The organism is Amycolatopsis sp. lyj-346, from assembly GCF_046548975.1.
Lineage (GTDB): Bacteria > Actinomycetota > Actinomycetes > Mycobacteriales > Pseudonocardiaceae > Amycolatopsis.
The window spans coordinates 856,192-869,013 of the sequence record NZ_JAJPWT010000001.1; the positions used below are offsets into that span (position 1 = coordinate 856,192).

General features: G+C 70.0%; 13 protein-coding genes. 4 read left to right on the plus strand and 9 right to left on the minus strand.

Annotated features, from left to right (window positions below; all coding sequences use genetic code 11):
* Positions 1 to 12: 12 nt before the first annotated feature.
* Positions 13 to 942 carry a GNAT family N-acetyltransferase gene (locus tag ACLJQE_RS04250; RefSeq protein WP_410637598.1) on the plus strand — a complete coding sequence of 310 codons (930 nt, stop codon included), beginning with the start codon at positions 13 to 15 and terminating at the stop codon, positions 940 to 942.
* On the opposite strand, the gene ACLJQE_RS04255 is transcribed toward ACLJQE_RS04250, so the two are convergent.
* Positions 939 to 1,517 (minus strand): peroxidase-related enzyme, encoded by a 579-nt coding sequence (locus ACLJQE_RS04255; RefSeq protein ID WP_410637599.1) that lies wholly within the window; start codon positions 1,515 to 1,517, stop codon positions 939 to 941. The two genes, ACLJQE_RS04250 and ACLJQE_RS04255, sit on opposite strands and share 4 nt — an antisense overlap.
* A 96-nt stretch (positions 1,518 to 1,613) precedes the next feature.
* Here ACLJQE_RS04255 and ACLJQE_RS04260 point away from each other — a divergent pair, with 96 nt between their 5' ends.
* Positions 1,614 to 2,216, plus strand: a complete 603-nt coding sequence (locus tag ACLJQE_RS04260; protein WP_410637601.1) for a hypothetical protein — start codon at positions 1,614 to 1,616, stop codon at positions 2,214 to 2,216.
* 4 nt (positions 2,217 to 2,220) lie between these two features.
* Here ACLJQE_RS04260 and mctP read toward each other — a convergent pair whose 3' ends face one another.
* On the minus strand, positions 2,221 to 3,864 hold the full coding sequence (gene mctP / locus ACLJQE_RS04265; protein WP_410637603.1) for a monocarboxylate uptake permease MctP: 1,644 nt from the start codon (positions 3,862 to 3,864) through the stop codon (positions 2,221 to 2,223).
* Positions 3,861 to 4,139: a DUF3311 domain-containing protein gene (locus ACLJQE_RS04270; protein WP_410637604.1), complete on the minus strand. Its 279-nt coding sequence runs from the start codon at positions 4,137 to 4,139 to the stop codon at positions 3,861 to 3,863. The genes mctP and ACLJQE_RS04270 overlap by 4 nt, the downstream gene beginning before the upstream one ends.
* Positions 4,140 to 4,328: 189 nt before the next feature.
* Between ACLJQE_RS04270 and ACLJQE_RS04275 the strand changes: the two genes are divergently transcribed.
* Positions 4,329 to 5,948, plus strand: coding sequence for an alpha/beta hydrolase (locus tag ACLJQE_RS04275; RefSeq protein ID WP_410637605.1), 1,620 nt, complete (start codon positions 4,329 to 4,331; stop codon positions 5,946 to 5,948).
* 128 nt (positions 5,949 to 6,076) lie between these two features.
* Entirely contained in the window at positions 6,077 to 6,349 is a 273-nt protein-coding gene (locus ACLJQE_RS04280; RefSeq protein ID WP_410637606.1) for a helix-turn-helix domain-containing protein, read from the plus strand.
* On the opposite strand, the gene ACLJQE_RS04285 is transcribed toward ACLJQE_RS04280, so the two are convergent.
* From ACLJQE_RS04285 to ACLJQE_RS04310, 6 genes are all read right to left on the minus strand, one after another.
* A complete protein-coding gene (locus ACLJQE_RS04285) occupies positions 6,346 to 6,924 on the minus strand; it encodes an EndoU domain-containing protein (protein ID WP_410637607.1) in 579 nt (192 codons plus the stop codon). The two genes, ACLJQE_RS04280 and ACLJQE_RS04285, sit on opposite strands and share 4 nt — an antisense overlap.
* A 31-nt stretch (positions 6,925 to 6,955) precedes the next feature.
* Positions 6,956 to 8,236, minus strand: a complete 1,281-nt coding sequence (locus ACLJQE_RS04290; protein ID WP_410637608.1) for a hypothetical protein — start codon at positions 8,234 to 8,236, stop codon at positions 6,956 to 6,958.
* Positions 8,230 to 8,835, minus strand: coding sequence for an ATP-binding cassette domain-containing protein (locus ACLJQE_RS04295; protein WP_410637609.1), 606 nt, complete (start codon positions 8,833 to 8,835; stop codon positions 8,230 to 8,232). The genes ACLJQE_RS04290 and ACLJQE_RS04295 overlap by 7 nt, the downstream gene beginning before the upstream one ends.
* The gene (locus tag ACLJQE_RS04300) at positions 8,832 to 9,713 is read right to left on the minus strand and encodes an LLM class F420-dependent oxidoreductase (protein WP_410637610.1); all 882 of its coding nucleotides are present in this window, start codon (positions 9,711 to 9,713) and stop codon (positions 8,832 to 8,834) included. The genes ACLJQE_RS04295 and ACLJQE_RS04300 overlap by 4 nt, the downstream gene beginning before the upstream one ends.
* Before the next feature lie 14 nt (positions 9,714 to 9,727).
* Positions 9,728 to 10,570, minus strand: a complete 843-nt coding sequence (locus ACLJQE_RS04305) for a TIGR03621 family F420-dependent LLM class oxidoreductase (RefSeq protein WP_410637611.1) — start codon at positions 10,568 to 10,570, stop codon at positions 9,728 to 9,730.
* A gap of 76 nt (positions 10,571 to 10,646) precedes the next feature.
* Positions 10,647 to 12,470, minus strand: a complete 1,824-nt coding sequence (locus tag ACLJQE_RS04310) for a phosphoenolpyruvate carboxykinase (GTP) (RefSeq protein ID WP_410637612.1) — start codon at positions 12,468 to 12,470, stop codon at positions 10,647 to 10,649.
* Positions 12,471 to 12,822: the final 352 nt, after the last annotated feature.

The following is a 12,822-nucleotide window of genomic DNA, read 5'->3' on the forward strand; positions in this document are numbered from 1 at the left end:
TTGAGGTGGTCAATGAACGAAGCTCAGCTCGCCGACCGGGTGTCCGCGGTCCGCGCCTTCAACCGGCTCTACACGTCCGTCATCGGCGTGCTCGACGAAGGCCCGGCGGACGCCGAGTACTCGCTGCCGGAAGCGCGCGTGCTGTTCGAGCTCGCGCACCAGGACCCGCTGCCCGTGACGGACCTGCGCAAACGCCTCGACCTCGACGCCGGCTACGCCAGCAGGCTGCTCGCGCGGCTGGAGTCCCGCGGGTTGATCGCGCGCGAACGGTCCGAGGAAGACGCCCGCCGCCAGCTCGTGCGGCCGACCCCGGCCGGCCGGGAGGCCTTCGCGGTGCTGAACCGCCGCTCGACCGACCGGATCGGCGGGCTGCTGCACCGCTTCGCCGACGAAGACCAGCAGCGCCTGCTGGCGGCGATGCGCACGATCGGCGACCTGGTCGGCGACCGCCGTCGCGACCCGGCCCTCGTCCTCCGCCCACCACGGCCGGGTGACCTCGGTTGGGTGGTGGAACGACACGGCGCGTTGTACGCCCGCGAGTACGGCTTCGACGCGCGGTTCGAGGGACTCGTCGCGCGTGCGGTCGCCGGCTTCGCCGACCGCAGCGACGACCCCGGGCAGGCGTTCTGGATCGCCGAACTCGACGGCGAGCGCGTCGGCAGCATCGGCTGCGAGCGCGGCGAGAACGACGGCACCGCGCAGCTGCGGCTGCTCCTGCTCGAACCGTCGGCTCGCGGTCACGGCGTCGGCAAGCGGCTCGTCACCGAGTGCGTCGAGTTCGCCAGGGCGCACGGCTACCGGGCAGTGGAGCTGTGGACGATGTCCGCGCTCACCGCCGCGCACGCGATCTACCGGGCCGCCGGGTTCCAGCTCGTCAAGGAAGAACCACACGACGGCTTCGGGCCGGCGCTGGTCCAGCAGTTCTGGCGCCTGGAGTTCTAGCGCGGCACCCGGCCGAGCAGGAAGAACTCCGGGTTCGGGCGGAGATCAGTGAGGTGGGCGAGCCGGTTCGACATCGCGAACAACGCCGTGATCGCGCCGACGTCCCAGATTTCGTCTTCGGTCAGACCGGCGTTGCGCGCGGCTTCGAGGTCGCCTTCGCCGAACAGCGCGGAGTCCTGGGCGAGGGCGAGCGCGAGGTCGACGATCGCGCGGCCGCGCTCGTCCAGCTCGACCTGCCAGGGGTTGCTCGACACGCGGTCGGCCAGCTCGGGGTCCTTGGCGCGGATGCGCAGGATCGCGCCGTGGGCGACAACGCAGTAGGTGCAGTGGTTGGCGCCGGAGGTCGCGACGACGACCAGCTCGCGCTCGGCCTTGGTGAGTCCGTCGGTGCGTTCCATCAGCGCGTCGTGGTAGTCGAGGAACGCGCGCAGCTCGGCGGGGCGGTGGCCGAGCGCGCGGAAGATGTTCGGCACGAAGCCGGACTTCTCCGCGATCGCGCCGATCCGCTCGCGCAGGTCGTCGGGCAGGTCTTCCGGTTCCGTGATCGGGAACCGGCTCACGGCGTCGTCGCTCATTGCAGGCCTTTCGGGGGTCCGGGTGGCGGAGCCCCCGGCCCGGGGCGAAGCCACGGTTGTCACTGCGCTTCACGCCAGCCGTGGTTGGGTAGCGGCGTGACGGACTACGTCGACGGGTACTGCGAACGGATCGGGCCCGGGCTCTGGGGTGAGCCGCTCAACAGTCTCAGCAACTTCACCTTTCTCGTCGCCGCGATCCTCGTGTGGCGGCTGGCCAACGGGGGCCGCGTCGGGCGGGTGCTCGCCGCGCTGATCGGGCTCGTGTTCGTCGCGAGCACCGCCTTCCACCTGCTCGCGACGCGGTGGGCCGCCGTCGCGGACTCGGTGGCGATCCTCGGGTTCGTGCTGGTGTACGCCGTGTTGTTCGCGCGCACGTTCTGGAGCCGGCGGCACGCGTGGGTCGCCGCGCCCGTGTTCCTCGCGCTCACCCTCGTCACGGCGTTGCTGGGTGGCGGGCTTTACCTGGGCGCCCTCATTGGCTTGGCGGTCTTCGCCGCCGCACTCGCCTTCGCGCGCGACGCCTACTGGACGCACTTCGCCGTGGCGGGCGCCGTTTTCGCACTCTCACTGAGCCTGCGTGCGCTCGACCGGGACGTGTGCGACTACGTCCCGGCCGGCACGCACTTCCTCTGGCACCTGCTCAACGGCCTGGTGCTCTACCTCGTCTCACGGACGATCGTGCTCAAAAACCGTCCTTGATGGACTAGTGGACGCCGATCGGGCGCAGGTCCTTGTCGTGCTCGTCGGCGTGGTAGTCCTCGGGCTCGGTGTCGTCCGTGCCGTTGAACACCTTCATCTTCCGCGCGATCACCGTGACGATCGCCGCGACCACCAGGTTGCCGATCAGGGCGACGAAGCCGACGTAGATCTGGACCGGCGAACCCGCGAAGGGGTGCCAGCCGAACAGCGACAGGTTGCCCAGCGGCAGCGCCGAGCCGCCGAAGTGCTGCTTTCCGCTGGCCGGGTTGGGGATGCCGTACAGCATGATCAGGCCCCAGCCGATGCCGACGATCCAGCCCGCGATCAGGCCCCAGCGGTGGAACCAGCGCGTGTACAGCGCCAGTGCCACGGCCGGCAGTGTCTGGAGGATCAGCACACCACCGATGAGCTGCAGGTCGATGGAGAACTGCGGGTCGATCAGGATGATCACGGCGACCGCGCCGAGCTTCACGACCAGCGAAGCGAGCTTCGCCTGCTTGGCTTCTTCCTGCGGTGTCGCGTTCTTGCGGATGTACTCCTTGTAGATGTTGCGCGTCCACAGGTTGGCCGCGGCGATCGACATGATCGCCGCCGGCACCAGCGCGCCGATGCCGATCGCGGCGAACGCGATGCCGGCGAACCAGGACGCGAAGGTGCTGTCGAACAGGACCGGGACGATCGTGTTGCCGTCCGGCTTGCCGGTCGCCGCGTTCGTCAGCGGCTTGACACCCGCCGTGATCGCGACGTACCCGAGCAGTGCCAGCAGGCCGAGCACCAGCGAGTACGCCGGCAGCGCGACCATGTTCCGCTTGATGACGCTGCGGCCGCGCGAGGCCAGCACGCTGGTCAGCGAGTGCGGGTAGAGGAACAGCGCGAGCGCGGAGCCCAGCGCCAGCGTCGCGTACTGCAGCTGGTTGTTGGCCGTCAGCAGGATGCCGTCGGCCTTCGACGGCGTCTGGTCGAACTTGGCCACCGCGGTGTCGAAGATGTGCGACCAGCCACCCAGCTTCGAGGGCAGGTAGATGATCGCCACCAGGATGACGATGTAGATCAGGATGTCCTTGACGAACGCGATGAGCGCGGGCGCCCGCAGGCCGGACTGGTAGGTGTAGAAGGCCAGGATGACGAAGGCGACCAGCAGCGGCAGGTGCCCGACGATGCCGGAGCCGTTGATGCCCATCGTCCGCAGCACGGCTTCGAGGCCGACCAGCTGCAGCGCGATGTACGGCATGGTCGCGACGATGCCGGTGATCGCCACCAGCAGCGCGAGGATCGGCGAGCCGAAGCGCCCGCGGACGAAGTCGGCCGGGGTGACGTAGCCGCGGACCCGCGAAACCGACCACATCCGCAGCGCCGGGAGCAGCACGATCGGGTAGACGACGATCGTGTACGGCAGCGCGTACAGGCCGAGCGCGCCGGCGCTGAACACCAGCGCGGGCACCGCGACGAACGTGTACGCCGTGTAGAGGTCGCCGCCGAGCAGGAACCAGGTGATCCACGAGCCGAACTTGCGGCCGCCGAGACCCCATTCGTCCAGGTGGTCGAGCGTGCTGCCGCGCTGCCAGCGCGACGCCATGAAGCCGAGCACGGTGACCAGGGCGAACAGGATCGTGAAGATGATCAGCTCGGGCCACTGCAGGTTGCTCATCGAGCGTCCCCCTCATCCAGGTCGTCGACGCTCAGCTTGTCCGGGGCGTCAACCGTCGGCTTGTCCCGCGTCATCAGGTAGACGATCCAGGTGCTCAGCACCCCGATCGCGACGAAGAGGAACTGGAACCAGTAGAAGAACGGCAGCCCGAACAGCCGTGGACCGTCCATGTTGAACAGCGGCGTGACCAGGACCAGCAGCGGGACGATCAGGAGCAGGTTCCACGGGCTGAACTGGAACCCGCGCACCTTCCCGTCGTGCTTCACAGTCGACATCGGACCTCACCTAACACTCCCGTAACCGACCGCATGACCTTAAGACCTGGGTGACAGCGAGTCACGCAAGTCGGATATCGATTTGATCGCCGCGCGGAACGCTCTCCGACGAACGTGGGTTGCCCAGCCGGTACGGGGCCTATATCAATAACCCGACTCCGCACGCGCATACCCGATAGGGGCAACCGAATGACTCGACTCCGCTACGCGGTGGTGATCCCGGCCATCGCCGGCACCCTGCTGGCCGGGTTCACTCCTGCATTCGCAGGTCAGGAGGTCGCGGCCGGTAAGCAGCCGCTGAACTCCACGAACATCCCGGCGCAGTACGCGAACCAGAAGCTCGATTGGCACAAGTGCGCTGTCCCCTCCGAGCTGCCGTCGGCCCCGCCCGCGGGCGCCGAGGACATGGAGTGCGCGACCTACAAGACCCCGCGCAACTGGTACCAGGCGAACGCCCAGATCGACCTGACCATCGCGGTCAGCCGCCTGAAGGCGAAGCTGGACTCGACCGCCAGCGTCGTCACCAACCCCGGTGGCCCCGGCGCGCCGGGCCGCAACTTCCCGGCCCGCCTGCGCAACCAGACGAAGCTGCGCGAGCACCAGGAGATCGTCGGGTTCGACCCGCGCGGCACCGGCAAGAGCACCAACATCACCTGCGGCGGCGCCATCGGCACCGGTTCGGACCTGGACCCGCGTGACCGGGACCGCGGCAACCTGAACCTGATCCTGCAGGCCACGAAGTACGCGGCGCTGTCCTGCCAGCAGAAGTCCGGCGAGCTGGGCCCGCTGATCAACACCGACCAGACGGTCAAGGACATCGACCTGCTGCGCGTGCTGCTCGGCCGCGACACGATCAACTGGGTCGGCTACTCGGCGGGCACCTGGATGGGCTCGCACTACGCGCAGGCCTACCCGACCCGCACCGGCCGGTTCGTGCTCGACTCGGCGACCGAGTTCACCACGACCTGGCAGAAGTCGTTCGACTGGCAGCCGCTCGGCTTCGAGCGCCGCTGGCGGCAGGACTTCCTCCCGTGGATGGCGAAGTACGACAAGCTCTACCACTTCGGCACCACCGGCGAGGCGGCCCGCCAGACCTACGAGCAGGTCCGCTACGCCCTGACCCAGGGCGCGGTCACCCTGCCCGACGGCTCGACCGTCTCGGCCAACGGGCTCGACTCGTTCATCGCGTCGCAGATCTACTCGAAGCGCGCGTTCCCCGGCCTGGCCGACTACCTGGTCAGCGTCCGCACGCTGACCCAGGGCACCGCTTCGGCGCAGGCCAAGTCCTCGGCCGCGCAGAAGGTCAAGGCCGGCGACAAGAGCACCGTCACCTACGGCCCGCAGCCGCTGATGGTCCCGGCCGACGGCGACTCCTACGACGCCAGCTTCTGGACCATCCCGTGCAACGAGGGTCCGTGGACCGGCTCGCCCAACAGCGCCATCAAGGACTCGCAGAAGCTGATCGACAAGCAGCTGCCGCTCCTGGGTGCCGGCTGGTTCATCCAGCCGTGCCTGTTCTGGAAGAAGCCGCCGTCCCCGCTCCCGGTGCTGGACGGCAAGGGTGTCCCGCCGGTGCTGATCGTCCAGTCGGAGCACGACCCGGCGACGCCGCTCGAGGGCGCGAAGCGTGCGCACAAGGCGTTCGCGGGTTCGCGGATGCTGACGATCACCGGCGAGGGTGACCACGGCATCTACGCCGGCGGCAACGTGGGTGTGGACAAGGTCGTGGAGGCCTACCTGGTCGACGGCGTGGTGCCGAACGACCAGAACCTGCCCGGCATGCCACTTCCGGTGCCCGCGGGCGCCTGAAGGCACTAGATCTGGTGGGGCCCCGTCGAGCTTCGGCTCGGCGGGGCCTTTTCCACACCTGTGCACAGAGTTATCCACAGGCAGTGGACAACTCCAGTGGTATGGGGAGTGGTATTAGAATCGGTCTCATGGTGCGAGTGCCGCTGACGGACGAAGAGCGCGAACGGGGCGAACGCCTCGGCCAGGCGTTGCGGGCGGCGCGGGCCGGCCGGAGCATGGTCGACGTCGCCGCCGAGGCGGGGATCTCGGTCGAGACGCTCCGGAAGATCGAGACCGGCCGCATCCCGACGCCGGCGTTCTTCACGGTCACGGCCATCGCCGACGCCGTCGGCCTGCCGCTGGACGAACTGCGCGCGGTCGTCACGCCCGCCGCGTCACCACCGCTTTCGCAGGCCAGCTAGAGCGGGCGCAGCTGCTTGAGGATGTGCTCGCGGTCGTTGAGGAACGCGCAGCCCCGCACCGGCAGGTCGTAGCTGTTGAGCAGCTTTTCGAAGTCGGAGAACTCGTCGGCGGAAAAGCCGAAACCGACCCGGACCGCGTGTGCGGCCAGCACGTCGGCCAGTTCCTCCCACTCTCCGGCCCACAGCAGCGTCCGGTAGTGCGTGTAGTCCTCCGGGGAGAGCCGGTTGCCGATCGTGGTCAGGACGCTGTCGGCGAAGAAGCTGATCCGGTTGCCCTTGAGGTCGGCGACGGTCGGGTTCGCCGGGTCCCGCGCGGTGTCGGGGTTGCGGACCACGCCCGGCCCGGCCACCGGGTAGGCGGTGTGCACGTGCCCGTTGTCCTCGACCAGCACGATCACGTGCACGTTGAACCGCTCGCCGGCACAGCGCCACCGGCCGTTGCGCTGCTGCCGCCGGGCTTCGCTCGGGTCGTTCGCGACGTCCTTGACCACGGAGATGATCTGCTCGTCGGTCCAGCCGGCCGGGAACTCGCTGGTCGCCCTGCGCCCGACGCCCGGTGCGTGCCCGCCGCCCACTGGCTGCTCCCTTCGTCGCACCGAGAGTAGGTCAAACGGCGGCGGCGAGCACCACGATGCCGACGACCTGCAGATCGAGACCGCGGAAGAGCTGCCGGGTGAGGTTGGCGGGCATCGGGCCCATCGGGGTGTCGATGAACCCGGGATTCGCGTAGTCAACGGCGGTCCGGGTGACCGTGCGCAGGATCGAGAGCACCGACAGCGGCACGGCGAGCCACGCGGTCGCGGCGAACGACGTCCCACCCGCGCGGGTGACCAAGACGAGCACCGCCGCCCAGAGCAGGCCGGCGCCGGCGAGCACCAGGCCGTGGGCCAGCACCAGGTTGCGGTCGGCCGAGCCCAGCCACCGCCGCCGTCCCGGGTTCCGCCAGAGTTCACCGAGCCCGCCGCCGAACGGCATCAGCGCGACGTACGCGCCGATGCCGATCAGGACCGCGCCCGGCACGGTCGGCACCGCGATGTGCGCGACGACGACCGCGAGGCCGACCAGCAGCGCCGCGCCCGCGTACCGCGACCGGCCGAGCGTGCCCGCCCAGGCCAGCCGCAGCGGGGTCGGGCGGCGCAGCGAAAGCCCGCCGACCGGCGCGGACGGCGGGAGCAGCATCAACGGGTCGAGGAAGGTGACGGCGACCGCGCGCAGCACCCGGCCGTCCCACCCGGCGAGCAGGGCCGCCCGGCCCGCGCGCGACACCGGTTCGCCGCCGAAGGCCAGCGGGAGAGCCGCGGCCAGCACCCCGGCCGCGACGAGCTGGACGGCCGCCGGGCCGAGGCCGAACGCGGCGATCCCCAGGCCGAGGACCGCGAGCACCAGCGGGCCGGCCGCGTCGAGGCGCCGGGACGTCCGCCTCGCCGTCGCGAAGGCCGCCACCCCGGTCGCGGCGACCATCGCGATCGCCGCCCGCCACTCCGCCAGCCCGGCCCCGCCGACGGCGAGCAGCAGCGCGGCCAGGTAACCGGTCACCGCGACCACGCCGGTCCACGCGCCGAGCAGCCGCAGCGTGACGACGCGGCCGCGGTCCACCGGGGCGAAGTCGAGCCAGGTCAGCTCCGCCGGTTCGACCCACGCGAAGCCGCGGCGAAGCAGGCCGCGCCAGCCGACCGCGCAGCAGAGCGTCAGGAGCCCGAGCACGGCCGGGAAGGCCGGAGTGGACGAGCCGTAGAGCGCGGGCCGCCAGCTGTCGACGTGGAAGAACGCGGTGAACAGGAACCCGAAGCCGAACAGGAAGGCGAAGGTGGCGGTGTCGCCGCTGAAGATCCCGCCGAACCGCTTGCGACCCGGAATCCGCATCCGGCGAGGCGCCGACGTCACCACAGTTCGAGCACGCTGTCCGCGGCCTCCAGCAGCGGCGGGTGGTGGGTGGCCACCACGACCGCCGCGCCGGCCGCCGTCGACCGGGCGATCACCTCGACCAGCCACTCCTTGCCCGCGGTGTCCAACGCGCGTTCCGGCTCGTCCAGCAGGAGCACCCGGTGCGGCCGGGCGGTGACGCCGAGCAGCAGCAGGCGACGGCGCTGGCCCGCGGAGAAGTGCCCGGACGTCACGCGCATGCGTTCGCCGAGGCCCGCGTCACGCAGCAGCTCCTCGTGGTCGCCGAGGTCGGCGCCGAACGAGCCGGCCATCAGCTCGAGGTGCTGCAGCGGGGTCAGCTCGGCGAAGAAGTCGGAGTCGTCGAAGAGCACCGACACCGTGCGCCGGAACTCGACGTCTCGCTCGTCCGGCGCCTTCCCGTCGACCAGCACGCGGCCTCGCTGCGGCTTCTGCATGCCGTAGAAGCAGCGCATCAGCGTCGACTTGCCGACACCGTTGGGCCCGACGATCGCGGCGCACTCCCCGGGGTCGACGGAGAAGTCGAGGTCGTCGAACAGCCACAGTTCGCCGGCCCGGACGCCCAGCGCCTTCGCGTCGATCACCGGAGGTGCTCGAGGACCGGCGCGAACTCCTCCAGGAACGGTTCCAGGATGGTGAAGTAGCTGAACCCGAACCGCTCCCGGCGCCCGCGGAGCTGGTCGGCGATCTGCGCGGGTGTGCCGACGAGGGCCACCGGCAGTTCGCCGACCTCCGCGGCGGTCAGCCGCCCGCCGGCGAGCTGCTCGACCTCGGCCAGGCCGGCCGCCCGGTCGTTCGTCACCTTCACGAACTGGCAGAGAAGGTTGAACTCCACCTCGGACTCGCGCTCACCGAGCCTCGCCCGGACGAAGGCCACCCGCTCGTCGACCTCCTCGGGCCCGGCCGCGGCCAGTGGCGCGCCGTCGGGTGTCTTGGTGGTGCCGGTGAAGCCGATGATGTCGGCGTGCTCGGCGGCCAGCGTCAGGATCCGGTCGCCGCGGCCGGCGAGCAGCAGCGGCGGCCCGGCCGGGCGCACCGGCGCCGGCTTGTGCTCCGGATCGGCGTAGCGCCGCTTGAGCTCGGTGATCGTCCGCTCGAGGTGGTCGACGCGCTCGCGCGCGGACGGGAACGGCATCCCGGCGGCCTCGAACTCCGCCTTCACGTACCCGGCGCCGAGCCCCAGCTCCAGGCGCCCGTCGGTGAACTGGTCGGTGCCGGTGACGTCCCGGGCCAGCAGCACCGGGTTGTAGAACGGCGTGTTGAGCACGAAGGTGTTCAGCTTGACGCGCGAGGTGACCTCGCCGGCCAGCACGAGCGCCGGGAACGGCGGCGCCATGCCGAGGTGGTCGGCCGCCGACAGGACGTCGTAGCCGAGGTCCTCGGCTTTGCGGCACTTCTCGACCCAGGCGGCGCGGCTGTCCGGCACGACCATGTTGACACCGAAACGGAAATCCCCAGTCATGCTGACCAAGGTACTCAGCGGAGCTTTTGGATCACCGGGGAGAGCCTGGTCAGGTCGTCTTCGAGCACCGTGAAGTAGCTGACACCGAGGGTCTCGCGGGTGCGCCGCAGCTGCTCGGCCACCGCTTTCGCCGAGCCGGCGAGGACCGTGGCCAGCGCGCCGAGCTCCTCGACGCCGAGGTGCGGCACGAGCTGGTGGGCCGTCTCCAGTGCCGCCCGCCGGTCATCGGTGATCCGGACGAAGTGGACCATCAGGTTCAGCTCGGCGTCCCGGCCGCCGAGCGCCCGCCGCACGAAGCCGGCGCGCTCGGCCAGCGCGGCGGGACCGGCCAGGGCCAGCCGCCCCTCGGCCGCGCCGGGCGCCGTGCCGGTGAGGGCGATGGTGTCGGCGTGCGCGGCGGCGAAGGTCAGCATCCGGTCGCCGCGGCCGCCGAGCAGCAGCGGCGGCCGCGTGCGGCCGGTGAACGCCCGCTCGATCTCGGTGACCACGTCGACGAGCCGGCCGAACCGGCGGCCGGGCGTGCCCCAGTCGATCCCGGCGGCCTCGAACTCCGCGCGGACGTACCCGGCGCCGACCCCGACCTCCACCCGGCCGCCGGTGAACTCGTCGAGCGCGGCGAGGTCGCGGGCCAGGAGCACCGGGTTGTGGAAGCTCGCGTTGAGGACGTAGGTGTTCAGCCGGATCCGCTCGGTGGCCTCGGCGGCGAGGAGCAGGGCCGGCACCGGCGCCACCCGTCCGAGGTGGTCGACCACGCCGACGACGTCGTAGCCGAGGTCCTCGGCCTGGCGGCACTTGGCCACCCACTCGGCCCGTGATCCGGGCACGTACAACGCCACGCCGAACCGGAACGGTCTCATGGCCGCGAAACTACCCCGGACATGAAGAAGGGACGCCTCCCGGATGCGGCCGGAAGGCGTCCCTTGCTCAAGGAGCTCAGGCGAGGCGCTGGGCCAGCGCGTCGAGCTCGTCACGCAGCGACGTCGGCACCTTGCCGCCGATCTTCTCGAACCACTCCTCGATCAGCGGCAGCTCCTCGCGCCACTCCTCGGGCTTGACGTCCAGGGCGGCCTGGATGTCCTCGATCGGCTCGGTCAGGCCCTCGGTGTCGAGGTCCTCGGCCCGCGGCACGAAGCCGACCGGCGTCTCGACGGCGTTGCCCTTGCCCTCGACGCGCTCGATGACCCACTTGAGGATCCGCGAGTTCTCGCCGAAGCCCGGCCACAGGAACCGGCCGTCGTCGCCACGGCGGAACCAGTTGACGTAGAAGATCTTCGGCAGCTTGTTCGCGTCGGCGTTCTTGCCGAGGTTCAGCCAGTGCTTGAAGTAGTCACCGGCGTGGTAGCCGAGGAACGGCAGCATCGCCATCGGGTCGCGGCGCACGTTGCCGACCGCGCCGGCGGCCGCGGCGGTGGTTTCCGACGACATGGTGGCGCCCATGAACACGCCGTGCTGCCAGTCGCGGGCCTCGTTCACCAGCGGCACGGTGGTCTTGCGGCGGCCGCCGAACAGGATCGCCGAGATCGGCACGCCCTTCGGGTCGTCCCACTCCGGCGCGAGGATCGGGCACTGCGACATCGGCGTGCAGTAGCGCGAGTTCGGGTGGGCGGCCTTCTCGTCGGAATCCGGCGTCCAGTCCTGCTGCTTCCACGAGGTGGCGTGGGCGGGCTTGTTCTCCATGCCCTCCCACCAGATGTCGCCGTCGTCGGTCAGTGCGACGTTCGTGAAGACCGTGTTGCCCTTCTCGATCGTGCGCATCGCGTTCGGGTTGGTGTGCCAGTCGGTGCCCGGGGCGACGCCGAAGAAGCCGAACTCGGGGTTGACCGCGTACAGCCGGCCGTCCTCGCCGAAGCGCATCCAGGCGATGTCGTCGCCGAGGGTTTCGGCGCGCCAGCCCGGGATGGTCGGCTGCAGCATGGCGAGGTTGGTCTTGCCGCAGGCGCTGGGGAACGCCGCCGCGACGTAGTGGACCTTGTTCTCGGGCGAGATCAGCTTGAGGATCAGCATGTGCTCGGCGAGCCAGCCCTCGTCACGGGCCATCACCGAAGCGATGCGCAGCGAGTAGCACTTCTTGCCCAGCAAGGAGTTGCCGCCGTAACCCGAACCGTAGCTCCAGATCGCGCGCTCTTCGGGGAAGTGCGAAATGTACTTCGTTTCGTTGCAGGGCCAGGAAACGTCCTTCTCGCCCGGTTCGAGCGGCTTGCCGACCGAGTGGAGTGCGGGCACGAATTCGCGCTCGGATCCGTCGGGAGCGACGAACTTCTCGAGCGCCGCCTTGCCGGCGCGGGTCATCACGCGCATCGAAGCGACGACGTAGGCGAAATCCGTGATTTCGATACCCAGCTTGGGATTGTCGTCGCCGAGCGGGCCCATGCAGAACGGGATGACGTACATCGTGCGGCCACGCATCGAGCCGCGGAACAGCTCGGTCATGGTGGCCTTCATCTCGGCCGGGTCCATCCAGTTGTTGGTCGGACCGGCGTCCTCGGGACGCTCCGAACAGATGAAGGTGCGGTCTTCGACGCGGGCGACGTCGTTCGGGTCGGAAGTGGCCCAGAAGGAGTTCGGCTTCGACTTGAGCTGCACGAACGTGCCCGCCTCGACCAGCTCCTGGTTGATCCGGGCGGCTTCTTCGTCAGACCCGTCGACCCACACCACGCGGTCCGGGGTGGTCAGTTCGGCGACCTCCCGGACGAAGGACAGCACGCCGGTGTGCGTCGTCGGCGCGGTGTCCAGTCCGGGGATGGCGACTGCGGTCATCTCTACTCCTGACTTCCGACGACAAATGCGCCCGCACCGGAACGACGTTGTCCCGGTGCGGGCGTCATTGCCGGCGACCGAATGGCTTCGCACACCGGCTGGCGAACCGGTGTGTGCGATTTGGGATTCCCCGAGAGTAGCCGCATGACCGGCGAGTAACCGAGAGCTGACGTGTAGGTTCTCTCACAAGAACGATAAGGGAATCGATTCAGATGTCACTTGATCGGTGTATTCGGTGAAAATCTTGCGGTGCGCTGGCTCACATTCGCCACTTCCCCTGGGTCCGGGGCGGGAGCGCCCGGGCGGGCGTGGGGGTCGCACCCCACATGATTCTGTGACCTGCTCGTTTTCA